The organism is Micromonospora sp. NPDC007271 (genome assembly GCF_040634005.1).
GTDB lineage: Bacteria > Actinomycetota > Actinomycetes > Mycobacteriales > Micromonosporaceae > Micromonospora.
This window is the reverse complement of record NZ_JBEYER010000081.1, coordinates 1-26623: the sequence shown is the minus strand read 5'-3', so window position 1 is coordinate 26623 and position 26623 is coordinate 1. Positions and strand designations below refer to the sequence as shown.

Genomic DNA, 26623 nt, shown 5'->3' with positions numbered 1-26623 from the left:
CCCGCCGGGTAGCCTCCCCCCATGGCGGACTCCTCCACCCAGTCGATCATCATCGGGGCGTCACCGGACCGGGTGGCGGCGGTCATCTGCGACTTCCCCCGCTATCCGGAGTGGGCCGAGGCGATCCGGCGGGCGGAGGTGGTCGAGGAGTACGAGGACGGCTACGCCAGCCAGGTCCGGTTCACCATCGACGCCGGCGTCATGGCCGACGAGTACGTGCTGGCCTACGAGTACGCCGAGGACCTTTCCCGGATCGAGTGGCACCTGGTGGCGCCCTCGAAGATGCAGAAGGTCCAGCGCGGGTCGTACGACCTGGTCGGCAACCCGGACGGCACCACCACGGTGACCTACACCCTCGAGGTGGAGCTCTCCGTGGCCATGCTCGGCATGTTTCGCCGCAAGGCCGAGAAGATGATCATGGATGCGGCGTTGAAGCAGCTCAAGCGCCGGGTAGAAGCACCCGGTGCGGCCCACTGACCCGACCGGCGATCCGGTCGCCACTCCAGAGGAGCCGACTCTCATGGGCACCACTGATCCAGCTTCGGCCCGGGAGGAGGCCGAGCGGCTCGTCGCCATGCTGCTGGCCACCGCCCGGCTGGCCGCCCCCTCGCCCGGGACGGGGCCCTGGGGCCCGCTCGGCGGGATCCTCGCGGGTGTGCTCGGCCACCCGCCGGGCAGCGGCGCCGCCGGTGACGGCGCCTCGGCGGCGTCCGAGGCGGCGAGCGGGGCCGGTTTCGCCACCGGGTCGCCCGAATGCTGTGTCTGCCCGGTCTGTCGGGGCATCGCCGCGCTGCGCGACCCGAGCCCGGAGTTCGCGGAGCGGCTCGCCACCGGCGCCGGCGATCTCGCCGCGGGGGTGGCCAGCCTGCTGCGCGCGTTCGCCCCGGCCGAGCCCGCAGCCCCCACCGACCCGGCCGGTGCCGGGGCGGCCGGAGACCCGACGGGGGACCACGTCTGGCGCGAGGCCACCCGTACCGGGCATGATTCTCAGCCGGCACCCGAGCAGGACGTGTGGTCCGCCGCCACCCGCGGGGAAGGCGCGGCCGCACCGGGGGCCACCGTGCCGCCCGCCGACGCCGCCGGGCCGGAGGCACCCGTGCCGAGCCGGCCGCCGGCCGGCCGGCCCGTCGTGCCCGCCTCGCGGGCATCCGACGAGATGGGCGCGGACGCACCAGGCGACGGGGCCTGACCACCGGACATCCCGGCAGCGCACGGCCGGTTCGGCCGATGTCGGGCAGCACAGCAGAGGGGAGTGGCAGCGGTGACGCTGACCATCGGAGTCGACGTCGGTGGCACGAAGGTGGCCGGCGGTGTCGTGGACGACACCGGCCGGGTTCTCGTGCACGCCCGACGGGACACCCCCGCCGACGACGTGGCCAAGACCCGGGACGTCATCATCGAGGTGGTCACCGAGCTGGCCACCGGTCGGCTGGTCCAGGCGGTCGGCATCGGCGCGGCCGGCTGGATCGACGCCACCCGCTCCACCGTGCTCTTCGCCCCCAACCTGGCCTGGCGGGACGAGCCGCTGCGCGCGTACGTCAGCCGGGCCGTCGGCCTGCCGGTGATCGTGGAGAACGACGGGAACGTGGCCGCCTGGGCGGAGTTCCGCCACGGCGCGGGCCGCGACGCCGAGGACTCGATGGTCATGTTCACCATCGGCACCGGCGTCGGCGGTGGCATCGTGCTCGGCGGCGAGCTGGTCCGCGGGGCCAACGGCATCGCCGCCGAACTCGGGCACATGCTCACCGTGCCAGACGGCCACCAGTGCGGCTGCGGCCGGCTGGGCTGCATCGAGCAGTACGCCAGCGGCAGCGCCCTGGTCCGCTTCGCCCGCGCCGCCGCCCGCCAGGAACCGCACCGGGCCACCGCCCTGCTGGAGCTGGCCGGCGGCGAGGCAGAGGGGATCACCGGGCCGATGGTGACCGCCGCCGCGCAGGGCGGCGACCCGGTCTCCGCCGAGGCGTTCGCTCAGGTCGGCCGCTGGCTCGGCACCAGCCTCGCGGACCTGGCGCAGATCCTCGACCCGCAGGTGCTGGTCGTCGGCGGCGGTGTGGTGGAGGCCGGCGACCTGCTGATGGGCCCGACCCGGCGGTCGTACCGGGACGCGCTGGCCCAGCGCAGTCGCCTCGCCGTCGCCGAGGTGCGCCCGGCCGAGCTGGGCAACGCGGCCGGCGTCATCGGTGCCGCCGACCTCGCCCGGCGGATCTGAGGTGGCCGGCCCGGGCGTACCGCTGCGGGTGGTGTCGTACAACATCCACGGCCAGCGGGACGACAGCGCCGCGCTCGCCGAGGTGGTCCGGGTGGCCGCCCCGGACGTGGTGATCGTCCAGGAGGGGCCGCGGCGGTTCCGCTGGCGGCAGAAGTGCGCCGCACTGGCCGACTCGTTCGGGCTGGTGGTGGCGGCCGGCGGCCTGCCCGCGCTGGGCAATCTGCTGCTGACCAGCCTGCGGGTGCGGGTGCTCGCCGCCCGGTGCCAGCGCTACCCGCTGACCCCGGGGCGGCACCTGCGCGGCGCCGCGTACGCCGAGTGCCTGGTGGGTGGCGTCCGGTTCCTGCTGGCCGGCTCCCACCTGTCCACCGACCCGACCGAGCGGCCGGTCCAGGCGAGCGCGTTCAAGCGGGAGCTGGCCGCGGCGACGTTGCCGGTGGTGGCCGGTGCCGACCTCAACGAGGGGCCGGACGGGTCGGCGTGGCGGACCGTCGCCGAGGGACTGACCGACGCCGCGGTCGCCGCGGGCCGGGCCGACTGGCACACCTTCCCGTGCGCCGGCCCGCGCCGGCGCATCGACGCCCTCTTCGTCGATCCGCGGATCGGCGTCGTCGAGTACGACGTGGTGGACACGCCGCGGAGCCGCCGGGCCAGCGACCACCTCCCGATCCTGGCCGACCTGCTGCTGCCCGCCGCCCCGTGAGCCACCGGCCGGCACTCGCCGCGTCGGGCTGGACAACGGCGGGCATTCTCGGCAGGATTTCGCACCGACCCGGCACACGTGCCGCACAAAGGAGATTTCTCCGGTGTCCTCCTCCACCGACCTCGGCCGCCCTGACGCGGAGCCGACGGGCGCCCTGACCCGGGACGGTCGCCCGGTCTCCGACCGGGGCGAGACGGTCTGCGTCATCGGCGCCGGCGCCAGCGGCCTCACCGCTGTGAAGAACCTTCGCGAGCACGGCTTCGGCGTCGACTGCTACGAGCGGGAGACGGGCGTCGGCGGCGCGTGGAACTGGCGGCACGACCGCAGCCCGGTGTACGCCAGCACCCACCTCATCTCGTCCCGGCCATTCACCCAGTTCCCCGACTTCCCGATGCCGGACGACTGGCCCGACTACCCGCACCACGCCCAGCTGCTGTCCTACTTCGAGCGTTACGCCGACCACTTCGATCTGCGCCAGCACGTCTGGTTCGGCACGGAGGTGGTCCGGGTGGAGCCGGTCGAGGGCGACCGGTGGGACGTCACCACCCGCAGCACCGGCGGCTACGGCCCGGAACGCACCTCCCGGTACGCGGCGGTGGTGCTCGCCAACGGACACAACTGGTCGCCGAAGCTGCCCCGCTACGAGGGGCTGGAGGAGTACCGCGGCGAGGTCATGCACGCCTCGTCCTACAAGGACCCGGCGCAGCTGCGCGGCAAGCGGGTGCTGGTGGTCGGCGCCGGCAACACCGGCTGCGACATCGCGGTCGAGGCGGCCCAGCAGGCGTCCCGCTGCTGGCACTCGGCCCGCCGCGGCTACTGGTACGCCCCGAAGTACGTCTTCGGCCGCCCGACCGACCAGGTCAACGACACCCTGCTCGCGCTGCGGGTGCCGCTGCGGCTGCGGCAGTGGCTCTACCACCGGACGCTGCGGCTGACCGTCGGCGACCTGACCCGCTTCGGCCTGCCCCGGCCGGACCACCGGGTCTACGAGACCCACCCGATCGCCAACAGCCAGCTCGTCTACCACGTCGGCCACGGGCAGATCACCCCGGTGCCGGACGTGGCCCGGTTCCACGACCGCACGGTGGCGCTGGCCGACGGGCGGGAGATCGACCCCGAGCTGGTCGTCTTCGCCACCGGCTACCTGCCCCGCTTCGAGTTCCTCGACGGGAAGGTGCTCGGCGACGCGGAGGGCACCGGCCGCCCCCGGCTCTGGCTGAACGCCTTCACCGCCGGCCATCCCACGCTGGCCGTGATCGGCCTGGTGCAGCCGGACTCCGGGCTCTTCCCCATCGCGCACTGGCAGAGCGTGCTCTTCGCCCGGCTGCTCGCCCTGCGCGCCACCCGGCCGGAGCGGGCCGCCGCCTTCGACCGCAAGGTGGTCGCCGGTCTGGGCGAGCGGTACGCGGCGAAGGTCAAGGACAGCACCCGGCACTGGTTCGAGGTCGGGCACGTCGACTACCTGCGCGCGCTCCAGCGCGCCCTCTACGACCTGGAGGGCAAGTGACCACCCCGAACTTCGCCATCGGAAGGCCGGCCCGGTGAGCGCGAGGAGTGCAGCGGAGCGGAGCCCCGCAGTCGCGAACGAAAGGTCGGCACAGTGAGCAGAGAGCGGGTCCGGGTCGTCCGCTCGTGGGAATGGGCCCGCCCGGAGCGCCCGGCCCGGCGCGAGGTGCTGGCCGAGGTGCCCGAGCTGGACGGGGCGAAGCCGCCGCTGCTCTTCGTGCCCGGGTTCGGGCACGGGGCGTGGGCGTTCGCTGAGCACTGGCTGGGGCACGCCGCGTCCCGCGGCTTCCCGGCGTACGCGCTGAGCCTGCGCGGGCACGGCGGCAGCGCGCCGGCACCGGAGGCGACGCTGCGGTCGTACACCCATGACGTGGTCCAGGCGGCGGCGGGCCTGCCGCGGCAGGCGGTGCTGGTGGGGCACGGGGCCGGCGCCCGGGTGGTGGCGCACGCCCTGGCCCGCTATCCGGCCCGGGCGGCGGTGCTGGTGGCGCCGGTGTTCGGCGGTTGGGCGACGTTCGGCACGGCGCTGCGCCGCAATCCCGCCGGCACCCTGCCGGCGGTCTTCGGCGGTCGGCTGCGGCTGTCCCGCCGGCAGCTGTTCAGCCGGGAGCTGCCCGACGGGGAGGCCCGCCGGTACGCCGCGCGGCTGGGCCGGGCGAGCCGGCGGGCGCAGTGGCAGCTGCTCACCGGGCGGCAGCCGGAGCCGGCGGTGGGCCGCCCGCCGGTGCTGGTGCTGGGCAGCCCGGACGACCGGGTGGTGCCACCGGCCGCGCTGGCGCGGGCCGCCCGCCGGTACGCCTCGGCCCCGCTGCTCTTTCCCGGCATGGGCCACGACCTGATGCTCGACGCCCGCTGGCGGGAGCCGATCGACGCGATCCTCGACTGGCTGGAGAAGAACCCGGCGCCGGCCGCCGGGTGACCGCCCGCCGGGTGAGAGACCGCAGGGTGAGAGGCCGCCGCCGGGGTCAGTCGGTCGTGGCGAGCCGGCGCAGCAGCGAGCCGCTCTCGTCCAGAGCGCTCAGGTACGACCGCGCCCAGGAATGGATGTCGTTGCGGCGCAGGTGCTCGCGCATCGCCCGCATCCGCGCGGCGACGTCCTCCGGCCTGGCGCGCAGCGCCGCCAGCAGACCCTGCTTGAGCCCGTCCAGGTCGTGCGGGTTGACCAGGTACGCCTGCTCCAGCTCGGCGGCGGCGCCGGCGAACTCGCTGAGCAGCAGCGCCCCGGTGTCGTCCGCCCGGGCGGCGACGTACTCCTTGGCGACCAGGTTCATCCCGTCGCGCAGCGGGGTCACCGCCATCACGTCGGCGACGCGGTAGAGGGCGACCAGCTCGGCCCGGTCGAACGGCTGGGTGAGGTAGTGGATGGCCGGCTCGCCGACCCGGCCGAACTCGCCGTTGATCCGGCCGACCTGGTGCTCCACCCGGTCGCGGAGGACCTGGTACTGCGCGACCCGGTCCCGGCTGGGCACCGCGACCTGGATCAGCACGGTGTCCCGCACCTTGACGTCGCCGCTGGCCAGCAGCTCGCGGTACGCCTTGAGCCGCTGCTCGATGCCCTTGGTGTAGTCCATCCGGTCGACGCTGAGGATGACCCGCTCGGGGGAGCCGAGGTCCTCGCGGAGCCGGCGGGCACGGTCGGCGACCTCGGGCCGGGCGGCGAGCGCGGCCATCTCGGCGGCGTCGATGGAGATCGGGAAGGCGCCGATCCGGACCACCCGCTCGCCGACGCCGATCCGCCGGTCGGTGGCGGGCAGCCCGAGCACCTTGGCCGCCAGTTGGGCGAAGTTGTGCGCGGCCTGGGCCCGCTGGAAGCCGATCAGGTCGGCGCCGAGCATGCCGCGCAGCAGCTCGCCCCGGCGGGGAAGCTGCATGAACAGCTCGGGCGGCGGGAACGGCACGTGCAGGAAGAAGCCGATCCGCAGGTCGGGACGGAGTTCCCGGAGCAGCCCCGGGACCAGTTGCAGGTGGTAGTCCTGCACCCAGACCACGCCGTCCGGCTCGGCCGTCGCCGCGGCGGCCTCGGCGAACCGCTGGTTGACCCGCTGGTACGCCTCCCACCAGCGGCGGTGGTACTCGGGCTGCTCGACCGCGTCGTGGTAGAGCGGCCAGAGGGTGGCGTTGGCGAAGCCCTCGTAGTGGTCGCGGAGGTCGTCGCCGTCGAACGGCACCGCGTGCATCCGGACGCCGTCCACGTCGGGTAGACGCGGTGCGGGACCGATGTCGCCGGCCCAGCCGACCCAGGCGGCCGGGGTGTGCCGGACCAGCGGGTGCAGGGCGCTCACCAGGCCGCCGGGGCTGCGGCGCCACTCGAAGGCGCCGTCGGGCGCCACACTGTCGTCGATGGGCAGGCGGTTGGCCACCACCACGAGGGGACTCTGTCGCATCTCGGGCATTCCGATCAGCCGAGGACCGACCACCGGAGCGACGGACAACCCGGACAGCCGGTGCGGGAAGTGACGCACGTATTCCTACTGACCGTAAGTTACACCACTGTTACAGAGTCGGCCCGGCTGGGCGGCTGTCCTGCGATGCGGGCGGTGGGCGGGGCGGGTCAGACGACGGCGCCGTCGTCCGGGTCGTCCTCGTCGGAGTCGCCGGGACGCAGCCGCCAGATCAGCGTCACGAAGCCGGCCAGGATGCCGGTGACGCCGAGCAGCGTCACCACCGACGGGTCGGTGACCGGCAGCACGGCGGGGGAGAGGAAGAGCACGAACCCGACCACGATGCAGAGCACGCCGATCACCGCGTACTTGGAGAAGCGTGGCAGCGGGGGCGGCGGTGGCGGGGTGTAGTGCCCCTCGTCGTCGGGCAGGTCGGCGCCGAAGGTGTCCAGCCCGTCCAGGAGCGAGGGCTCGTCGGGCGTGCCGCGGTTGACCGAGATCCCGGAGACGTCCGCCGCGTACGGCAGGCGCCGCACGTCGGTGGCGGTGGGGGCGGTGGTCTCCTCGGCGCGGCCGCCGGTGCCCGCCCCGGCCGGGTCGACGGAGTCGTCGACGTCCTCGGCGGCCGGCCACGGGCGGCTCCCGGCCGTCGGCGCGGTGTGGAAACCGGCCACGATCTTCGCCCACTCGGCCTCGACATCCGGCTCGTCCCGATTCGGCTCCTTGGCGTCCTCGTCGGCGAGTTGGGTGAGGTAGTCCCGGGCGGTGGTCAGGTGGGAGCGGTCGACGTAGAGCCGGTCGACCGGGCGGGACGGCACGGTCGTGGTGCGGGTCACCGGGTTCAGGTCGGCGCTGGGTTGCAGGTACGCGGCGATGCCGCCGGCGGCGAGCACGTCGAGCAGGTGTTCGCCGACGCGCGGATCGACGTCGCCCGCGACCGCGTACTCGGCCGCGTCGAGCCCGTTGTCCCGCCGCCCCCGGCGGGCCCCACCCGCTGACACCGGACACCCTCCTCGCCGCACCCGTCGGTGCGTCCCGATCCGACGCTCCGTACGCCGTGCCCTGAATCGTGACACGCCAGGTGTGGTTTCCGGGAGTGTCTTGTGGCGCGGCGTACGGAGTCGGAGCCTGCCGCTGGTCGTGGCATGGCCTCATACCGGCCGGGCCATGATGAGCCCGAACGGCGGCCCGCGATGCCGTGAGGGGATTGGCTTGGGCTGCGGGCTTCTCCTCATGACAGGTTCACCTGAGGTGAGTCTTGCCCTCCGGGTACTGGCTGGCCTGAACCACCAAAGCGTCCCAATCCTTTTGCACTTGCACGAGTTCGGTCGCGTGATCGGTAGCGAACTGTTGAATTACGGGGCCGGCGTTCTGAAGGGCGATGATGCGGATCGGCTTGCGGCAGTGGGCGTCCGCAGCCGCGGCTGCCCTTTCCTTGGCAACTGCCGCCTCCCATTTCGCGCCTCGAGGCGCCGCCTCCCCCGGAGCGGCCTGTCCCACCGTCTCCTGGATCTTGGTAATCAGGTCCTCATAATCGCTCGCCGGAGCGGCAGCGTCCCGCATGCACGGTTCATACTGCTTTGCGACTTCGGCAACCTCCGGCTCTCGCTCCAATGAGGCGATCATGTCCAGGAACTTGTCATTGAGTTCATGTGAAGATTGGGGGAAGTTGACGTCAACGGCGACTCGGGGGGAACACCTGGAAAGGCTTGCCAGATAGTCGCCCTGCTGTTTGGCGTCGAGCCGTTCAAAGCCAGGATTGGGTGCATCGTCGTTGGCAAACGGGGCTAGGCGCTGGTGCTGCTCAGCGACGCCCAGCGAGTCAGCTCGCAGTGGCGCGAGCCACCTTCCGGCCCCCGTGCCCATGATGAGCCGATCCCTGCCGGCATACATATCGATGAAGGGCGGTGTAGTCCCAGCCGTTGCTCTTCATGCAGGATGTGACTTGGTCCTGTACTAGTCGGTATTGGAGGATCTCGCCCGCTCGACGCTGGCGGGCGCTTCCACCGATGATCTCCGACAGCTCTTGTAGGCGTTCGTCCGCTGCTGCTGCGGCGGCGGGATTGAGCTTTGGAACGCGGGGCTTGGTCTGGAGTGCCAAGCCTGTGAGGACCGCTGCGGAGAGGGCGCTCGCAGTCAGGATGAAGTAGGTCGAACGCCGGCGAAAGAGCGTGCTCACGCGAACCTCTTTCTAGCTGGCACGAAGGTGCTGGACGGGCGCCGATCAACAGGCGCTGCTGGTGGGGCTTCCTCCCGAGAACTCACTCCACGTGCCGGAGGAGTTGATCTTCCACCATCTGATTGAGCAGTTTGTGCTCGTGTTGAAGTTGACGTTAATGGTGTTGATTGAGATGTCGCTTCCGGGTCCGTCGGTGTACTGGTAACTGCTCGTGTTGTTGTCCGGGCCGTACATGCCGCCGACCTTCTGATTGGCAGGTCCGAGCTCCCCGTGCATCGAAGTGGCTACGACCTTCCGGGGTGGCCCAGTCGAACCAACTGTCGACGCAATAACCGCTGGACAGGACGCTCATTGATGCATCGGACAGCATGGTGCTGGCTTCGGCAAGACCCGACGAGGTCGCTGGCGAAGGGCCGCTCCGATGCTGGCGGGTGTCGCCTGACCAGGGCTCTGGGTCCATAAAGGTGGCACCGGGACAAGTTGAGACCGGTTCTGGGAGTGGTTGTGGCGTGCCGCACTTGGTTCGTAGGCTCTGTGCCGACAGTCCCGCTCGCCGACGGCGCCCCGGACGTCGGGGGAGCCCCGGCGGCCCGCGCCGGATAGCCCGGTGGCCGTGTTGGTCAGCGTCTCTGCCTGGAAGGACTCCGGTGCTGTACTGGCTGCTGAAGTACATCATCCTCGGCCCGCTGCTGAGGCTGATCTTCCGCCCGCAGGTCGAGGGGCTCGAGCACGTCCCGGAGACCGGCCCGGTCATCCTGGCCAGCAACCACCTCTCCTTCTCCGACTCGATCTTCACCCCGCTCGTCGTCAAGCGAAAAGTCACATTCATCGCCAAAGCGGAGTACTTCACCGGTAAGGGGATCAAGGGCTGGCTGACGAAGATGTTCTTCGTCGGCTCCGGCACCATCCCCGTCGACCGGTCCGGCGGGCAGGCCGCCCGCGCCGCGCTGGACACCCAGCTCGAGGTGCTGCGGGCCGGCGGGATCGCCGGCATCTACCCCGAGGGCACCCGCTCGCCCGACGGCCGGCTCTACCGGGGCAAGACCGGGGTGGCCCGGCTCGCCCTGGAGAGCGGCGCGCCGGTGGTGCCGATGGCGATGCTCAACGCCGACGAGATCCAGCCGCCCGGCCAGCTCGTCCCCAACATCAAGCGGGTCCGGATCCGTTTCGGCGCGCCGCTGGACTTCTCCCGCTACGCCGGGATGACCGGCGACCGGTTCGTCGAGCGGGCCGTCACCGACGAGATCATGTACGAGCTGATGGAGCTCTCCGGCCGCGAGTACGTCGACAGGTACGCGCAGAAGGTGAAGAGCCGGCCGGCGCAGGCGCTCCCCGCCTGACGTCCGGCCGCCGCGACGACGCCGGACAGCACCCACCCGGTCACGCGGGTCAGCAGGCGACCGCGGGACCGGTGTCGGGCACCGGCCGGCGGGCCAGCGCGAGCAGGCCCGGCGCCTCGTTGCGCTGGGCGAAGGCGCGTACCTCGGCCAGCGGCGCGGTGATCGCCGCGCGATCGCCGGCCAGGTCCAGCTCGGCCGTGGCCAGGGCGAGGGCCAGCATCCGGTCGGTCACGTTCGGGATCCGGCCGTAGATCTCCGCGGCCGCCAGGTGAAGCTCGCCGGCCCGCCGGTGGTCGCCGTCCGCCGCCGCGAGGGCCGCGGTCACCGTCCGCAGCGCCGCCTCCGACCAGGGCGTCCGATGCCCGACCCGGTCCAGCATCGCCCGGACCCGCACCGCCGCGTCCCGGCCGGCCAGGGCCGCCGCGTACGCCGACACGGCGATCCACTCGCCGCTGGCCAGCGCGGGCACCGCCGACCACGAGTCGGCCAGCTCGTCGACCAGCTCCGCCGCCTCGTCCGTACGCCCCTGCAGGGCGCGGCAGAGCGCGGCCATGCCGAGCATGGTCCAGTGCGGCCGATGGAAGCCGCTGCGGCGGGCGGTGTCCAGCGCTGCCGCCACGTCGTCCCGGTGCCGGGGCGCCTCCGGCGCGGTGCCGTCCCGCCCGGCGGGGGCCGACCGGGACGCCGGGGGCACCGGCTGGCCGCGGAGCACCAGCAGGCACGAGCGCAGCCCGCGGACCTGCATGTCCCAGCCGCCGGTCGGAGTGTCCACGAACGCGTCGGCGGCGGCGATCAACCGGGCGAAGTCCCCGGCGAAGTACGCCCGCATCGCCTCGGCCGAATAGCTGGTGGCCAGGGTCTGGCCGCTGCCCTTCGCCGCCGGGGCGGTGGCCATCAGCGCGTCGGAGCGCAGGCAGTCGCCCTCCTCGTTGAGCGCGAACCCCAGGTTCTGCAGGGCCCGGGGCAGCGCCAGCAACTGCTGGGCCCGGCTGGCCTCGACCAGCGCGTGCAGCTCGTCCAGCCCGGACCGGTCGCCGGCCTGGTAGCGGGCGGTCGCCGCGGTGATCCGCGCATTGACGTTGATCTCGACGAGCCCGAGCCGCTCGCCGATCCCGGCGGCCGTCTCCGCCGCGGCGACCGCCGCGTCCCGCTCGTAGTTGAGCATGTGCAGCCGGCCCAGCTCGGCGTACGCGTCCGCCTTCTGGGCGCTGTCCGGCAGCGGCTCGAACAGTTCCACCGCCCGGCCGAGGCAGGCCACCGCCGCGCCCCGGTCGGCGCGCAGCCAGGCCGCCTGGCCGAGCAGGGTCCAGGCGCGGGCGGCGCAGGCCTCGTCGCGGTGCGCGAGCAGCCGGTCGGCGAGCGCGTGCAGCTGCTCGGGCCCGCCGCCGGAGAGGAACGCGTTGCCGTCCCGGTAGAACGAGATCTCGGTGCTCAGCAGCTCCAGTTGCAGCCGGCCGACCGGGTCGCTGTCGTCGGCCAGGCTCAGCGCCCGGCCGGCATGGGCGGCCGCCGCGTCCAGCCCGTGCAGGGCGTACGCCCGGCGGGCCGCCCGGTGCAGCGCGGCGCGGGCCGGGCCGGCGTAGCGGTGGGTGTCCAGCCCCAGCGTGCGGGCGATCTCGTGGGCCGCCCACCGGTGGTGCGCGAGCACCTCGGCCAGGTCGGTGTCGCGGCTTTGCGACAGCGCGTCCAGCCAGTCCGCGGTCCGCTCGTGTCGGGCCACCCGTTCGGTGCGCGGCAGCCGCTGGTAGCAGACGTCCCGGACCAGGACGTGCCGGAAGCGGAACTCCGGCTGCCCGGCCATCGTGGACGCCGCCTGCTCGTGCACGAAGTCACGCTGCTCCAGCCGGCGCAGGGCGCGCTCCACCGACTCGACCGGCTGGCCCAGCGCGGCGGCCACCGCGCCCGGCCAGAACTGCACGCCCACCACCGAGGCGGCCAGCAGCACGGCCCGGTCCTTGGCGTCGAGCAGGTCGACCCGGTTCGCGATCACCGCGTGCACGCTCTCCGGCATGGGCAGGTCGAGGTGCTTCTCCAACGACCAGCCGCGCCCGGACCGGCGCAGCGCGCCCTGCTCGATGAGCATCCGGACGTACTCGTGGGCGTAGAGCGGGTTGCCGCCGGCGACCTCGACCAGCGGCGTGAGCATCTCGGCGGGGAACGCGGCCTGACCGAACATGTGCGCGTAGAGCGAGGCGATGCCGGTGTCCCGCAGCGGGGGCAGGGTGATGGTGACCGAGCCGGTGATGGTCCCCGCCCAGGTCGGGTCCCGGTCGACCAGCTCCGGGCGGGCGGTGCAGAGCAGCAGCAGCGGCACCTCGCGGGCAGCCGCGCCGAGCAACTCGACGAAGCGCAGCATCGCGTCGTCGGCCCAGTGCAGGTCCTCGAAGACCAGCACGGTGGGGCGTCGGGCGGCCAGCGCCAGCAGGAATCGTCGCCACGCCGACTCGGCCTCCTCGGCGGGCAGCGCGGCGCCGGCCAGCCCGACCAGCGGCCGCAGCGCGTCGACGATCCGGTCCCGCTCGGCCGGGCCGACCAGTTCGGTGACGGCCGCGGCGAGCCGCTGCGCCGCGGTCGACGCCGGGTCGGTGTCGAGGATGCCGGCCTCGGTCTTCACGACGTCGGCCAGCGCCGCGAAGGTGACGTTCTCGCCGAACGGCGGGCATCGCCCGGTACGCCAGGTCAGCGGCTCGTCGACCAGCCGCAGGGCGTGCCGGTAGAGCTCGCGGACCAAGCGGCTCTTGCCGATGCCGGCCCGACCGAAGACGGTCACGACCTGGGGCAGCCGGTCCCGCAGCGACCGGTGCAGGGCGTTGACCAGCAGGCCCAACTCGTGCTCGCGGTCGATCAGTGGGGTGGTGTCCGGCTCCCGGTCGGTCGGCTGCCGGCGTACCGGGGCCAGGGCCAGCCAGACCTCGGTGGGGGTGGAACGCCCGCGGAGGGTGACCGGCGGCTGCTCCTCGTAGCGGATGGCGTCCCTGGTCAGTGCGTGGGTGGTGCCGCAGACGAGCACCCCGCCGGGCGGTGCCACCGACTGCATCCGGGAGGCGGTGTTGACCACGTCGCCGGCGACGATCGCCTGCCCGCCGTGCCGGGCGGCGGCCACGTCCACCAGCGCCTCGCCGGTCGCCACGCCGACCCGGAAGCGCAGCCCGTCGTGGCCGGTCGGGGCGAACCGGGTCAGCACCCGTTGCAGCTCCAGCCCGGCTCGTACGCAACGCAGCGCGTCGGTCTCGGTGGCCACCGGCGCCCCGAACAGCGCCATCACGGCGTCGCCGATGTACTTCTCGACCACCCCGCCGTACTGCCCGACCACCCGTTTCGCGGCCGAGAAGAAGCCGGTCTGCATGCCGCGGACCTGCTCCGGGTCGGTCCGCTCGACGTACGGCGTGAAGTCGATCAGGTCGACGAAGAGGACGCTGACCCGGCGACGGTCCTCCTGCGTCACCGCGGCCGGCGGCCGGGCGTCGGACCGGGGCACGCCGCACGAGGTGCAGAAGGCCACATCGACGGCGAGCGGGCGTAGGCAGTGCGGGCAGACCGCCCCCAGCTCCGCGCCGCAGCCGCCGCAGAAGCGGTCGCCTTCGGCGGCGGTACGTCCACAACGGTCACACTGCGCGGAGATGACACCCCTCCACTGGTGGATCCTCCGACCGGTCCCGGTCGGGCGCCGCCCCCGCGGCGTCCACCGTGAGTATCGCCGCCGCCGATGCTGTCGGGTACCAGGCTGTTGGCTTGTGGACACTCGTCCGGGCGGTCGGCTGGGTCGGTCAGGGACTAGATTCACGTACCGAATGACCGTGATCAAGGGAGACACGCCGTGGTGTACGTCAAGCTGGAGAACGACTGGACCGACGCCGACGGGGTCGCGCACTCGGCGGGGGAGTCCGTCGACGTGGACGCGGCCACCCTCGCCGCGCTCCAGGCCGAGGGCATCGTCAGCGAGGGGTCCGGCGGTGGCGACGAGGCCGCCAACTGGATGGGCCCGACCGGTGCCACCACGAACTGGATGGGGCCGACCAGCACCAACCCCTGACACCGCTCGGGTGAGCCCGAGGACGCGGCCGTGGCGAGATGCGCCACGGCCGCGTCACACGTTCAGCGGTCGTTCATCCCGGCGCGGCGGCGCAGCGCGGCCACGTCGGTCACCACGATCCGGCGGCCCTCGGTACGCAGCCAGCCCCGGCTGGCGAACGAGCCGATCGCCTGGTTGACGCTCTGCCGGGAGCCGCCGGCCATCTCGGCGAGCTGGCTCTGGTTGAGCTCGATCGTGATCATCGGGGCCTGGCTCTCGCCGGCCAGCCGGACCAGCGTCTTGGCCACCCGGCCGGGCAGGTCGAGGAAGACGTGGTCGGCGTTCTGCTCGGTCAGCCGGCGGATCAGCCCGCCGAGCGAACGCATCACCGCGTCGAGGATGCGCGGGTTGGAGTGCACCAGCTCCATGAACGCCGGGCGGGACAGCGCCAGGGCCGCGCAGTCCTCGATGGCCTCCGCCGACGCCGACCGGGTCGAGGCGTCCAGCAGGGAGACCTCGCCCAGGACGTCGGGCGGCCGGATCACCGACAGCACGGCCCGCTCGCCGGTCGGCGCGGTGCGGAACACGGCCACGGCCCCCCGGCGCAGCACGATGAGCGACTCGCCCGGGTCGTTCTCCACGAACAGCAACTGACCCTTGCGGTACGTACGCGGCACCGCCGCGGCGATGACCCGCTGTCGTACCTCCGGCTCGAGTCCGGCGAACATCTCCACGCCCGTGAGCGCGTCACCCGGCTCCGGCAGGCGAACCTCCACGGCCCAACCCCTCCCCGGTCAAGGACCACAACTCGCTCACCGGGTGAACCCGGCCTCCCGGCACGAGGCATCTGAACCGGTTCGGCGTCCGGTAGCGGTACACATCAGATCATGACGCTCCGGTCGCGTGCTGTACACCCCCGGAGACACTTCCGTGACCGTGGCGAGCTGCGCCGCAGGCAGCGCCGCGACCTCGGTGCACGCCCCGGCGAGCGACGGCCGGCGACGGTGGGCGAGGATGACGGGGATGGTCTACCGCTACTTCTACGACTGTGAGTTCATCGAGGACGGCCGGATCGTCGACCTGGTGTCGATCGGCGTCGTCGACGAGTACGGCCGCGAGTTCTACGCGGTCTCCACCGAGTTCGACGACTCCCGGGCCGTGCCCTGGGTGCGCCGCAACGTGCTCGACAAGCTTCCCTCCCCGGCCGACCGTGCCTGGCGGTCCCGCGAGCGCATCCGCGACGACCTGTACGAGTTCCTGCTGGAGCCCGTGCGGGACCGGCCGGGCGAGCAGCTCGAGCTGTGGGCCTGGTACGCGGCGTACGACCACGTGGTGCTGGCCCAGCTGTGGGGGGCGATGCCGGCACTGCCCCGGGAGATCCCGCGGTTCACCAAGGAGCTGCGTCAGCTCTGGGACGACCGGGGCCGGCCGAGGCTGCCCGACGCCGAGGCGGACCGGCACGACGCCCTGGTCGACGCCCGGCACAACCTGGCGCGGTGGCGGGCGATGACCGATCAACCTACTGCTCGGTAGCCCCGGGGTGCAGTGTCGTCGGGCACCCGCGCGGGCTACAGTGCGCTCAGACGGCCCGCCCCGGGCCGGCAACGGCGCCGATGGTCTGATCTGACACATATCCTGGGGCTTATCCGGGCTTGACCTGATGCTCCAGGAGGATGAGCAGATCATGCGTATCGGCGTGCTCACCGGCGGCGGCGACTGTCCTGGTCTCAACGCGGTCATTAGGGCGGTCGTCCGCAAGGGCGTCGCCACCTACGGTCACGAGTTCGTGGGCTTCCGGGACGGCTGGAAGGGCCCCCTGGAGGGCCTGTCCAGGCCGCTGGGCATCGCGGAGGTCCGGGGCATCCTGCCCCGCGGCGGCACCATCCTCGGCTCGTCGCGGACCAACCCGTTCAAGATCGAGAACGGCGTCGAGCGGATCAAGGAGAACCTGGCCGCCCAGGGCGTCGACGCGCTGATCGCCATCGGCGGCGAGGACACCCTCGGCGTCGCCACCAAGCTGCACGAGCTGGACGTCAAGGTCGTCGGCGTGCCGAAGACCATCGACAACGACCTCGGCGCCACCGACTACACCTTCGGCTTCGACACCGCGGTCAACATCGCCATGGAGGCTATCGACCGGCTGCACACCACCGCCGAGAGCCACCACCGCACCCTGGTGGTCGAGGTGATGGGCCGGCACGCCGGCTGGATCGCGCTGCACGCCGGCCTCGCCGGGGGCGCCAACGTGATCCTGCTGCCCGAGCGGCAGTTCGACGTCGACCAGGTCGCCGGCTACGTCGAGAAGCGCTTCCAGCACCAGTACGCCCCCATCGTCGTGGTCGCCGAGGGCGCCCACCCGCTCGAGGGCCAGATGGTGCTGCACACCCAGGAGCTGGACGCCTTCGGCCACGTCCGTCTCGGCGGCATCGGCCAGTGGCTCGCCGAGCAACTGGAGGCGAAGACCGGCAAGGAGGCCCGCACCGTGGTGCTCGGCCACATCCAGCGCGGTGGCACCCCGAGCGCCTTCGACCGGGTCCTCGCCACCCGCCTCGGCCTGCACGCGATCGACGCGGCGCACGAGGGCGACTGGGGCAAGATGGTCGCGATGAAGAGCACGGACATCGTCCGCGTCCCCCTCGCTGAGGCCACCCGGGAGCTGAAGACCGTGCCGCTGGAGCGGTACGCCGAGGCCGAGGTCTTCTTCGGCAGCTGACCGACGACCGGTGGCGCGGTGGGCCCGGGAGGGTACCGCCGCGCCCCGCCGCCATCGAGAGGGGTACGGCGTCATGGCACCCGAGGTGCACACGGTCGCGGTGATCGGCGCGGGCAAGATCGGCGAGCTGATGCTCTCCGGGCTGCTCCGCTCCGGCTGGCCGGTCGAGCGGCTGCTCGCCACCGCCCGGCGCCCCGCCCGCGCCGAGGAGCTGACCGCCCGGTACGGCGTCCGGGTCGTCGACAACGTCACCGCGGTCGACGAGGCGGCGGTGCTCGCCATCTCGGTCAAGCCGCAGGACGCGGCGGCGCTGCTTGACGAGGTCGGCCCGAAGGTGCCGGCCGACAAGCTCGTCATCTCGCTCTGTGCCGGCCTGCCCACCAGCTTCTTCAGCCGGCGCCTGCCGGAGGGCACCCCGGTGGTCCGGGTGATGACCAACACCCCGGCGCTGGTCGACCAGGCGATGAGCGCCATCTCGGCCGGCGCGCACGCCACCGCCGCACACCTGGCCCTCGCCGAGGAGATGTTCAAGCCGCTCGGCGCCACCATCCGGGTCCCCGAGTCCCAGCAGGACGCGGTGACCGCCCTCTCCGGCTCCGGTCCCGCCTACTTCTACCTGCTGGTCGAGGCCATGATCGACGCCGGCATCCTGCTCGGCCTGCCCCGCCAGGTGGCGCACGAGCTGATCGTGCAGACCGCGATCGGCTCGGCGGTGATGCTCCGCGACTCCGGCGAACACCCGGTCAAGCTCCGCGAGGCCGTCACCTCGCCCGCCGGCACCACCATCAACGCCATCCGTGAGCTGGAGAACCACGGCGTACGCGCGGCCATGCTCGCGGCCCTGGAGGCCGCCCGCGACCGCGCCCGCGAACTGGCCGCCCAAGCCGAGTGAGCCGGCCCCACCCGTACTCACCGCTTATCCTTCACCGGTGCCGGCACGTCTGTCGCCCCGTCTCGCCGCGATCGTCACCGCGCTGCCCCTCCAGCCACACTCCCGCGTCCTCGAAATCGGGTGTGGGCCCGGGGCAGCCGCACGAGCAGTCGCAGCCCGACTCACCACCGGCCACATCCTGGCCATCGACAGATCCGCCATCGCCATCGCCCAGGCGGCAGCCGTCGCGTCAGACGAGATCACGTCGGGCCGCATGAGCGTCCGTCAGGTCGCGGCCGAAGACTTCACCCTGCAGGCACACGAAGAGCCGTACGACATCGTGTTCGCCGTCCGCGTTGGCGCCCTCGACGGGCGACACCCCCAGGCTGGTCAGCGGGTGCTGCAGCGTATCGCCGTGGCGACCAAGGCAGGTGCCCGGCTCTTCATCGACGGTGGCGATCCGCTTCGGGAACTACCCATTCCGCGGTCCTGAGCCACCGAAGGGCACAGTGACGTGCGCCGGGTCGCACGAGGCCGGTCACGCGTCTGTCGAAAACCTTCAGCGACCAAGATCCGTCTGGTAATGATTTGTATCTATAGGGGTCTATCGACAGCGAGTGCAAAACGTTGATCTTCCGTCCTGGATCAATCTATTGATATCAATCTCCCACTATCACTTCCCACCCCCAGGAGTGCGACGTGCGGAGATCCCGTCTTGCCACCCTCGCCCTGACCCTGGCGTCATCGCTCGGCGTCACGCTGGCTCTGGCCGCCCCTGCCCAGGCCGCCGCGACCGACCGGTACGTAGCATTGGGCGACTCGTACGCCTCCGGCGTCGGCGCCGACAACTACACCTCGGAGAGCGGAAGCTGCATGCGCAGCAACAACGCGTACCCCGCGCTCTACAACGCCAACATCAGGCCGGTCTCGTACCGCTCGGTGGCCTGTTCCGGCGCGACCACGGCCGACGTCATCAACAGCCAGCTCGCCGCGCTGTCGTCGACCACGACCCTGGTCAGCATCACCGTCGGTGGCAACGACGTGGGCTTCTCGAACATCATGACCACCTGCGTGCTGCAGGGTGAGAGCCAGTGCGTGGCCGCCGTCCAGGCGGCTGAGGACAAGGCTCGGACCGAGCTGCCCGGCAAGCTCGCCAACGTCTACAACGGCATCAAGAGCCGGGCGCCCTCGGCCCGGGTGGTGGTCGTCGGCTACCCGGTCTTCTACCAGCTCGGCACGGTCTGCGTCGGACTCAGTGCGACCTCCCGCGCGAAGATCAACGAGGGCATCAACCTGCTGGACGACATCACCAGGACGGCGGCCACCTCGGCCGGCTTCAAGTTCGCCGACGTCCGGTCGATCTTCGTCGGCCACCAGCTGTGCAGCTACGGCGAGAAGTGGCTGCACGCCTTGAACTACCTGAACCTCACCATCTCGTACCACCCGACGGCCGCGGGGCAGTCCGGCGGCTACTACCCGGTCTTCCGCTCCGTCGCCGGCTGACCGGGGCGCGGCCCCCCGCTCCGGTCCGCCTGACGGCCGGAGCGGGGGCGCCGTGGAGCCCGGAAGGAGAGCGTCCCGGGCTTGCCGGCAGGAAACAGGTTCAGTAGAGCAGGTACGGACGCCGCCGCTGCTCGAAGCCCGACAGCTCGTCGGCCCAGGCGCCGACCACGTCGTCCACCTCGGCGCCCGCGTCGATCATCGTGCGGAGCCGGGGCGAGCCGGTCAGCTTGTCCACCCAGTACGGCCGGGCGGCGTCGTACGAGTCGAACCGCCACGCGAACGCCGGGTACCTGCGCGCCTCCACCAGCATCGCCACCGCGGTGCGGATGGGGTCGTAGACGGCCCGGTCGACGACCTTGATCTCGACGCCCGCGCAGAGCTTGTTCAGCAGGGCCGGCTTCTGGCCCGCCGACGTCGGCGAGAAGTACGCCTCGCGGAACTCGACACCCGGCAGCCCCCGGGCGTTGAGCCGGTCCCCCCAGTGGTGGTCGAAGTCGTTGGCGTTCCCGCCGATCAGCTCGAACGGCCGGCAGGTGCCCCGCCCCTCCGTGATCGAGGCGACTCCCTCGAAGAGGCAGGTGCCGGGGTAGACCAGCGCGGTGTCGGGAGTGGGCATGTTGGGGCTGGGCATCACCCAGGGCAGGTCGGTGTCGGCGGCGAGCAGGTCGCGCTTCCAGTGCTTGCACCGGACGACCTCCAGCTCGACCGACCGTCCGGCGTCGGCGGGCAGGAACTCCGCGTTGAAGAGCCGGGCCAGTTCGCCGACGGTCATGCCGTGCTGCTGGACGATCTCCTTCAGTCCCACGCCCGACGTGTAGGCGGGGGTCATCATCGGCCCGTACGCCCGGCCGCCGACCGGATTGGGCCGGTCGAGGACGACGTACCGCTTGCCGACCCGGGCCGCCGCGACCATGGAGGTGTACATCGTCCAGATGTAGGTGTAGAACCGGGCTCCGACGTCCTGGATGTCGAAGACGACCGTGTCCACGGCGGCCTGGGTGAGCAGGCTCTCCCACTTCGCCTGGCTCGCGCCGTACGCGTCGTAGACCGTGATGCCGGTGCGGGCGTCCGTCCCGGTGCCCTCGCTGCCGCCGGCCTGGGCGGACCCGCGGAATCCGTGCTCGGGGCCGAACGCCGCGACGACCTGCACGCGGCCCGACGCGTGCATCAGGTCGACGAGGTGCCGGTACGCCGAATCCACGCCGGTGGGGTTGGACACCACCCCCACCCGCTGGCCGGCCAGTGCGGCGAAGCCGGAATCGACCAGCATGTCCAGGCCGGTCGCGACCCGCTTGATGCCGGGTACGGCCTGCCCCGGGGTGCCCGGGGCCGCCGCGGCGACCGTGCCCGCGGCGACCGCGCCCGCGCCGGCCAGGAATTTTCTGCGCTCCATGAGGACCTCCTCGTCCGAGGTCATTGAAACTTAGCTACGTCTCAATGCTCGGTCAAGGAAGGTTCCCTACAGGCTGGGCCGGCGTCAGCCGGTCGGCAGCACCTTCTCGATCGTGGCGCGCAGCTCGGGGGAGTCCGGGGCCACCTGGGGGGCGAACCGGGCGGCCACCGTGCCGTCCGGGGCGACCAGGAACTTCTCGAAGTTCCACCGCACGTCGCCGGTGTGCCCGTCGGCGTCGGGGGTGGACACCAACTCGGCGTAGAGCGGGTGCCGGCCCGGCCCGTTGACGTCGACCTTCTCCGTCAGCGGGAAGGTCACGCCGTAGTTGACCTGGCAGAACTCCTCGATCTCGGCGGCCGTGCCGGGCTCCTGGCCGGCGAACTGGTTGCACGGCACCCCGAGCACGGTCAGACCCCGGTCGGCGTAGGAGTCGGCGAGGGCCTGGAGGCCGGCGTACTGCGGGGTCAGGCCGCACCGGGAGGCCACGTTGACCACCAGCAGGGCACGGCCGCGGTACCGCCCGAGGTCGGCGGGACCGCCGGTGAGGGCGTTGATCTCCACGTCGAAAACGCTCATGGGGCGAGGCTACGCGCCGGCCCGGGGCCTGATCCGCGCCGCTGGCGTAAATCGACGCATTTACATCTTGACGAAGTGATGACGGCGTGAGTAGCGTCTCTGCAATCAATTTGGAAAGTTTCCTAACTGTTTAGGGAGACGCCGATGAAGAGATCGCTCCGCCGGGCCCTCTGGGCCACCGGTGCCGTGGTCGCGCTGGCGGTCGCGGCGGTACCGATGGCGACCGCGTCCGCCGCGGGCAGCGTGACCGCCACCTTCGCCAAGGTGCAGGACTGGGGGACCGGTCACGAGACGAAGGTGACCGTCACCAACGGCACCAGCGCCAGCGTGGACACCTGGCGTGTCGAGTTCGACCTGCCCGCCGGCACCACCATCAGCACCTTCTGGGACGCCGACGTCACCAGCAGCGGGAACCACTACGTCGCGGTGAAGAAGAGCTGGGCCGGGCCGCTCGCGCCGGGCGCCAGCTTCAGCTGGGGCTACAACGGCACCGGGTCGTACAAGGCGCCGCTGAACTGCACCGTCAACGGCGCCTCCTGCTCCGGCGGCGGCCCCACCACCTCGCCCACCGCCTCGCCGACCAAGTCCCCGACGCCCTCACCCACCGCGTCGCCGACCAGCTCGCCGACGCCCCCGCCCACCACGGCGCCGCCGCCTTCCGGCGGCCGGAAGCTGGTCGGTTACTTCGCCGAGTGGGGCGTCTACGCCCGCAACTACCACGTCAAGAACGTCCACACCAGCGGGTCCGCGGCCAAGCTGACCCACATCCTGTACGCCTTCGGCAACACCAGCGGCGGCCGGTGCAGCATCGGTGACAGCTACGCCGACTACGACAAGGCGTACACCGCGGCGGACAGCGTGGACGGCGTCGCCGACACCTGGGACCAGCCGCTGCGCGGCAACTTCAACCAGCTCCGCAAGTTGAAGCGGATGTACCCCAACCTCAAGGTGATCTGGTCGTTCGGTGGTTGGACCTGGTCGGCCGGCTTCACCCAGGCCGCGCAGAACCCGGCCGCGTTCGCCGACTCCTGCTACGCCCTGATCAAGGACCCGCGCTGGGCGGACGTCTTCGACGGCATCGACATCGACTGGGAGTACCCGAACGCCTGCGGCCTGCAGTGCGACAGCAGCGGCCCGAACGCCTTCAAGAACGTGGTCGGCGCGCTGCGGAGCAAGTTCGGCTCCAGCTTCCTGATCACCGCGGCGATCACCGCCGACGGCAGCACCGGCGGCAAGATCGACGCCGCCGACTACGCCGGCGCGGCGCCGTACCTCAACTGGATCATGCCGATGACGTACGACTACTTCGGCGCCTGGGCGGCCCAGGGTCCGACCGCGCCGCACTCGCCGCTGACCTCGTACACCGGCATTCCCCAGCAGGGCTTCTGGTCGGACGCGGCGATCCAGAAGCTCAAGTCCAAGGGCATCCCGTCCGACAAGCTGCTGCTCGGCATCGGCTTCTACGGCCGCGGCTGGACCGGGGTCACCCAGTCCGCCCCGGGCGGCACCGCCACCGGCCCGGCGCCCGGCACCTACGAGCAGGGCATCGAGGACTACAAGGTGCTCAAGAACAGCTGCCCCGCCACCGGCACCGTCGCCGGCACCGCGTACGCCAAGTGCGGCAGCAACTGGTGGAGCTACGACACCCCGTCCACCATCGGCGGAAAGATGACGTACGTGAAGAACCAGGGCCTCGGTGGCGCGTTCTTCTGGGAGCTCTCCGGCGACACCAGCAACGGCGAGCTGATCGGCGCCATCAAGGGCGGTCTCGGCTGAGCCGAGGGCCGACGCACCACCCACCCGGCGGGGAGGGGCCGTACGGTCCCTCCCCGCCCGCCGTACCCGGACCCGTGGCCCGCCGTGCCGGCTGGTCGCGGTCGCGCGCCGACCTGGCCGGCCGGGGGCGGGCGGGGCGAGGATGGACGGGCCCGGGCCACCGCGGCGGTCCGGACTCCGCCCCGATATGACAGACTCGCCGCTCGGCATCTCCGGATGTTCGCGCCGATGGGAGGGACCGATGGGCCTGACGCACCGAAGGACGGCGGCCGGTGCCGCCCTGCTCGCGGTCCTGCCGGCCGTCCTGACCGGCTGCGGTCTCGCCGGTGGTGACGACACCGGAGACGCCGTGCCCAGCCTGGCGCAGCGGGCGCCGGCCGACGAGGCGGCGGCCAAGAGCCGGGAGCGGGTGCAGGCGTACCTCGACGCGATGGCCGCCAAGGACGTCGACGCCGGCCGCAGCCAGCTCTGCGCGCCCGCGCAGGCCGCCTTCGACGCCGCCGCCACCGGCCCCAACGGCGACTTCGCCGATCACTTCACCGTCCCGCAGGCGACCATCACCGACGTCCGGTCCGGCCCGAACGGTGAGGAGGTCAGCACCGCGATCACCGTCGCCGTCGGGTCCCGCAAGGCCAGCCGGCCGCTGCTGTTCACGGTCACCCGCAGCGGTGCCGACTGGTGTATCTCGGCCGAGGTGCCGGGCGGCCACACCCCGGAGCCCTCCACCACCCCCTGACCCGGCTCGACCTGCGGTCGGCCCGGAATGTGTCGGTGGTCTCCCAACGACCGGAACCATCCCCCTCGGCGGCGGTCCACGACCCCGGTCGCCGTACGCTTTCTCCCATGCGCCATGAGTGGCATCAGCTGAGTCACCCCGCCGTGGGCAGCCCACAACTGCGGACCAGTCGCCCGACCGCCGACGCCGAGGACGCTGCCCTCGGCCTGGACCGCTGGCGGGAGCTGCCCCGCGCGCAGACCCCGCCCTGGCCGGACCCGGCCCAGGTCGCCGAGGTCTGCAAGGTGCTCGACACGGTTCCGTCCGTGGTCGCGCCCTACGAGGTCGACCAGCTCCGGCAGCGGCTCGCGCTGGTCTGCGAGGGCAAGGCGTTCCTGCTCCAGGGCGGCGACTGCGCCGAGACCTTCGCCGACAACACCGAGAGTCACCTGCTGGCCAACGCCCGCACCCTGCTCCAGATGGCGATCGTGCTGACGTACGGCGCGTCGCTGCCCGTGGTCAAGGTCGCCCGGGTCGCCGGCCAGTACACCAAGCCCCGGTCGCTGCCGACCGACGCGCGCGGCCTCCCGGCCTACCGCGGCGACATGATCAACTCGCTGGAGGCCACGCCGGCGGCGCGGGCTGCCGACCCGCAGCGCATGATCCGGGCGTACGCCAACTCGGCCGCCGCGATGAACATGCTCCGGGCGTACCTCGCCGGCGGGCTGGCCGACCTGCACGCGGTGCACGACTGGAACAAGGACTTCGTCCGGCAGTCGCCGGCCGGCGAGCGCTACGAGGCGATCGCCCGGGAGATCGACCGGGCCATCGCCTTCATCCGCGCCTGCGGGATGACCGAGGACGAGGCGCTGCGCACGGTCACCCTCTACTGCTCCCACGAGGCGCTGGCGCTGGAGTACGACCGGGCGCTCACCCGGATCTCCGGCAACCGGGCGTACGGCCTGTCCGGGCACTTCCTCTGGATCGGCGAGCGGACCCGCCAGCTCGACGGGGCGCACATCGACTTCATCTCCCGGATCGCCAACCCGATCGGCGTGAAGCTCGGCCCGACCACCACCCCCGACGAGGCCATCGAGCTCTGCGAGAAGCTCAACCCGGACAACATCCCCGGCCGGCTCACCCTGATCAGCCGGATGGGCAACCACCGGGTCCGGGACACCCTGCCGCCGATCGTGGCCAAGGTCACCGCGGCCGGCGCCAAGGTGGTCTGGCAGTGCGACCCGATGCACGGCAACACCCACGAGTCCTCGAACGGGTACAAGACCCGGCACTTCGACCGGATCGTCGACGAGGTGCTCGGCTACTTCGAGGTGCACCGCGGGCTGGAGACGCACCCGGGCGGCCTGCACGTGGAACTGACCGGCGAGGACGTCACCGAGTGCCTCGGCGGCGCCCAGGGCATCGAGGACCTCGACCTGCCCGACCGGTACGAGACCGCCTGCGACCCGCGCCTGAACACTCAGCAGTCGCTGGAGCTGGCCTTCCTGGTGGCGGAGATGCTCCGTGGCTGACGCGAGGAGTGAGCTTGCGAGCGCCGCAGCCGACAGCCGAAGGGGATGACTGTGACTGAATTTGTTGATCTTCGCTCCGACACGGTGACCCGGCCCACCGCCGGGATGCGGGAGGCGATGGCCACCGCCGAGGTCGGCGACGACGTCTACGGCGAGGACCCGACCGTCGTCGCGCTGGAGGCCGAGGTCGCCGCCCGCTTCGGGCACGAGGCGGCGCTGTTCGCCCCGAGTGGCTCGATGGCCAACCAGATCGCCCTCCAGTTGGTCGTGCCGCCCGGCGAGGAGTTGCTCTGTGACGCCGACGCGCACGTCGTCACGTACGAGATCGGCGCGGCCGCCGCGTACGGCGGGATCTCGTCGCGGACCTGGCCGGCGGTCGGCGCGGAGATCGACCCGGAGGTGGTGGCCGGGATGATCCGCCCCGACGGCTACTTCGCGGTGCCGACCCGGGCGATCGCCGTCGAGCAGACCCACAACCGGGGCGGCGGCGGGGTGATCCCCCTCGCGACCCTGGGCGAGCTGCGGCAGATCGCCGACGAGCACGGGCTGGCGCTGCACTGCGACGGCGCCCGGATCTGGCACGCCCACGTCGCCGACCGGGTGCCACTGGCGGAGTACGGCGCGCTCTTCGACACCATGTCCGTCTGCCTCTCCAAGGGCCTCGGCGCGCCCGTCGGCTCCCTGCTGGTGGGCAGCGCCGAGAAGATCGAGCGGGCCCGGTGGATCCGCAAGCGGATGGGTGGCGGCATGCGGCAGGTCGGGATTCTCGCCGCCGCCGGCCGGTACGCCCTCGACCACCACGTCGAGCGGCTCGCCGAGGACCACGCCAAGGCGGCCCGGCTGGCCGAGGCCGTCGCCCCCTTCGGGGTGCTCGCCACGCCGGTGCGGACCAACATCGTCCCGCTCGACCTGACCAAGCACCCGCTCGACGCGAAGGCCCTGGCGGCCGCCGCCCGGGCTGAGGGCGTGCTGATCTCGGTGCTCGGCCCGCGGACCGCCCGCCTGGTCACCCACCTGGACGTCTCCGACGGAGCCGTGGACCGCGCCGCCGCGACCCTCACCCACCTCCTCCGCGCCTGACCGCCCCCGCCCGCGCCGAGTCTCGTTGATCAAGGAGTTTGCGTCGCCCGCGGCGCGGATCCCGACGGGAACGACGTTTTTAAACGGTAACCCACAAAGGCGGGCACAAACTCAGGTCAGGGACGGTGGTGGCA

24 protein-coding genes are annotated in these 26623 nt (G+C 72.3%); 17 read left to right on the top strand and 7 right to left on the bottom strand.

The window, feature by feature from the left end; genetic code table 11:
- Window positions 1-21: 21 nt before the first annotated feature.
- The 6 genes from ABZ570_RS25150 to ABZ570_RS25125 all read left to right on the top strand — a co-directional run bounded on the left by ABZ570_RS25150 (window position 22) and on the right by ABZ570_RS25125 (window position 5337).
- Window positions 22-477 carry an SRPBCC family protein gene (locus ABZ570_RS25150; RefSeq protein ID WP_358068354.1) on the top strand — a complete coding sequence of 152 codons (456 nt, stop codon included), beginning with the start codon at window positions 22-24 and terminating at the stop codon, window positions 475-477.
- Window positions 478-520: 43 nt separating this feature from the next.
- Window positions 521-1189 carry a hypothetical protein gene (locus tag ABZ570_RS25145; protein ID WP_358068351.1) on the top strand — a complete coding sequence of 223 codons (669 nt, stop codon included), beginning with the start codon at window positions 521-523 and terminating at the stop codon, window positions 1187-1189.
- Between the two features lie 63 nt (window positions 1190-1252).
- Window positions 1253-2209, top strand: coding sequence for an ROK family glucokinase (locus tag ABZ570_RS25140; protein WP_358068348.1), 957 nt, complete (start codon window positions 1253-1255; stop codon window positions 2207-2209).
- Between the two features lies 1 nt (window position 2210).
- On the top strand, window positions 2211-2912 hold the full coding sequence (locus ABZ570_RS25135; RefSeq protein ID WP_358068345.1) for an endonuclease/exonuclease/phosphatase family protein: 702 nt from the start codon (window positions 2211-2213) through the stop codon (window positions 2910-2912).
- A 103-nt stretch (window positions 2913-3015) separates the two neighbouring features.
- Window positions 3016-4419 (top strand): NAD(P)-binding domain-containing protein, encoded by a 1404-nt coding sequence (locus tag ABZ570_RS25130; RefSeq protein WP_358068342.1) that lies wholly within the window; start codon window positions 3016-3018, stop codon window positions 4417-4419.
- Between the two features lie 93 nt (window positions 4420-4512).
- On the top strand, window positions 4513-5337 hold the full coding sequence (locus ABZ570_RS25125) for an alpha/beta hydrolase (protein ID WP_358068339.1): 825 nt from the start codon (window positions 4513-4515) through the stop codon (window positions 5335-5337).
- Window positions 5338-5383: 46 nt separating this feature from the next.
- Here ABZ570_RS25125 and ABZ570_RS25120 read toward each other — a convergent pair whose 3' ends face one another.
- The 3 genes from ABZ570_RS25120 to ABZ570_RS25110 all read right to left on the bottom strand — a co-directional run bounded on the left by ABZ570_RS25120 (window position 5384) and on the right by ABZ570_RS25110 (window position 8665).
- Window positions 5384-6802 (bottom strand): trehalose-6-phosphate synthase, encoded by a 1419-nt coding sequence (locus tag ABZ570_RS25120; protein ID WP_358068336.1) that lies wholly within the window; start codon window positions 6800-6802, stop codon window positions 5384-5386.
- 167 nt (window positions 6803-6969) lie between these two features.
- Window positions 6970-7800, bottom strand: a complete 831-nt coding sequence (locus ABZ570_RS25115) for a DUF308 domain-containing protein (RefSeq protein ID WP_358068333.1) — start codon at window positions 7798-7800, stop codon at window positions 6970-6972.
- Between the two features lie 241 nt (window positions 7801-8041).
- Window positions 8042-8665 (bottom strand): hypothetical protein, encoded by a 624-nt coding sequence (locus ABZ570_RS25110; protein ID WP_358068330.1) that lies wholly within the window; start codon window positions 8663-8665, stop codon window positions 8042-8044.
- A 960-nt stretch (window positions 8666-9625) separates the two neighbouring features.
- Between ABZ570_RS25110 and ABZ570_RS25105 the strand changes: the two genes are divergently transcribed.
- Complete coding sequence (locus tag ABZ570_RS25105; RefSeq protein ID WP_358068327.1) at window positions 9626-10318, top strand: lysophospholipid acyltransferase family protein; 693 nt, start codon at window positions 9626-9628, stop codon at window positions 10316-10318.
- Window positions 10319-10367: 49 nt separating this feature from the next.
- Here the strand turns inward: ABZ570_RS25105 and ABZ570_RS25100 are convergent, their stop codons facing one another.
- Window positions 10368-13940, bottom strand: a complete 3573-nt coding sequence (locus tag ABZ570_RS25100) for an adenylate/guanylate cyclase domain-containing protein (RefSeq protein WP_358068377.1) — start codon at window positions 13938-13940, stop codon at window positions 10368-10370.
- A 195-nt stretch (window positions 13941-14135) separates the two neighbouring features.
- Between ABZ570_RS25100 and ABZ570_RS25095 the strand changes: the two genes are divergently transcribed.
- On the top strand, window positions 14136-14351 hold the full coding sequence (locus tag ABZ570_RS25095; RefSeq protein WP_358068324.1) for a hypothetical protein: 216 nt from the start codon (window positions 14136-14138) through the stop codon (window positions 14349-14351).
- 62 nt (window positions 14352-14413) lie between these two features.
- Here the strand turns inward: ABZ570_RS25095 and ABZ570_RS25090 are convergent, their stop codons facing one another.
- Window positions 14414-15106, bottom strand: coding sequence for a Crp/Fnr family transcriptional regulator (locus ABZ570_RS25090; RefSeq protein ID WP_073838866.1), 693 nt, complete (start codon window positions 15104-15106; stop codon window positions 14414-14416).
- A gap of 247 nt (window positions 15107-15353) precedes the next feature.
- Between ABZ570_RS25090 and ABZ570_RS25085 the strand changes: the two genes are divergently transcribed.
- The 5 genes from ABZ570_RS25085 (at window position 15354) to ABZ570_RS25065 (ending at window position 19417) form a co-directional block, all read left to right on the top strand.
- On the top strand, window positions 15354-15863 hold the full coding sequence (locus ABZ570_RS25085; RefSeq protein ID WP_358068374.1) for a polyadenylate-specific 3'-exoribonuclease AS: 510 nt from the start codon (window positions 15354-15356) through the stop codon (window positions 15861-15863).
- 151 nt (window positions 15864-16014) lie between these two features.
- Complete coding sequence (locus ABZ570_RS25080; protein ID WP_358068371.1) at window positions 16015-17043, top strand: 6-phosphofructokinase; 1029 nt, start codon at window positions 16015-16017, stop codon at window positions 17041-17043.
- Window positions 17044-17116: 73 nt separating this feature from the next.
- Window positions 17117-17935, top strand: a complete 819-nt coding sequence (gene proC / locus ABZ570_RS25075) for a pyrroline-5-carboxylate reductase (protein ID WP_358068320.1) — start codon at window positions 17117-17119, stop codon at window positions 17933-17935.
- A 37-nt stretch (window positions 17936-17972) separates the two neighbouring features.
- The gene (locus ABZ570_RS25070; RefSeq protein WP_358068317.1) at window positions 17973-18407 is read left to right on the top strand and encodes a methyltransferase domain-containing protein; all 435 of its coding nucleotides are present in this window, start codon (window positions 17973-17975) and stop codon (window positions 18405-18407) included.
- A gap of 206 nt (window positions 18408-18613) precedes the next feature.
- Window positions 18614-19417, top strand: coding sequence for an SGNH/GDSL hydrolase family protein (locus tag ABZ570_RS25065; protein ID WP_358068314.1), 804 nt, complete (start codon window positions 18614-18616; stop codon window positions 19415-19417).
- A 100-nt stretch (window positions 19418-19517) separates the two neighbouring features.
- Here the strand turns inward: ABZ570_RS25065 and ABZ570_RS25060 are convergent, their stop codons facing one another.
- Complete coding sequence (locus ABZ570_RS25060) at window positions 19518-20810, bottom strand: DUF1343 domain-containing protein (protein ID WP_358068311.1); 1293 nt, start codon at window positions 20808-20810, stop codon at window positions 19518-19520.
- A gap of 84 nt (window positions 20811-20894) precedes the next feature.
- Complete coding sequence (locus tag ABZ570_RS25055; protein WP_358068308.1) at window positions 20895-21386, bottom strand: glutathione peroxidase; 492 nt, start codon at window positions 21384-21386, stop codon at window positions 20895-20897.
- Window positions 21387-21530: 144 nt separating this feature from the next.
- Here ABZ570_RS25055 and ABZ570_RS25050 point away from each other — a divergent pair, with 144 nt between their 5' ends.
- The 4 genes from ABZ570_RS25050 (at window position 21531) to ABZ570_RS25035 (ending at window position 26489) form a co-directional block, all read left to right on the top strand.
- Window positions 21531-23162: a glycosyl hydrolase family 18 protein gene (locus ABZ570_RS25050; RefSeq protein ID WP_358068305.1), complete on the top strand. Its 1632-nt coding sequence runs from the start codon at window positions 21531-21533 to the stop codon at window positions 23160-23162.
- Window positions 23163-23403: 241 nt separating this feature from the next.
- A complete protein-coding gene (locus ABZ570_RS25045; RefSeq protein ID WP_358068302.1) occupies window positions 23404-23898 on the top strand; it encodes a hypothetical protein in 495 nt (164 codons plus the stop codon).
- A gap of 107 nt (window positions 23899-24005) precedes the next feature.
- Entirely contained in the window at window positions 24006-25409 is a 1404-nt protein-coding gene (locus ABZ570_RS25040; protein WP_358068299.1) for a class II 3-deoxy-7-phosphoheptulonate synthase, read from the top strand.
- A gap of 45 nt (window positions 25410-25454) precedes the next feature.
- On the top strand, window positions 25455-26489 hold the full coding sequence (locus ABZ570_RS25035) for a GntG family PLP-dependent aldolase (protein WP_358068296.1): 1035 nt from the start codon (window positions 25455-25457) through the stop codon (window positions 26487-26489).
- The last annotated feature ends 134 nt before the right edge of the window (window positions 26490-26623 follow it).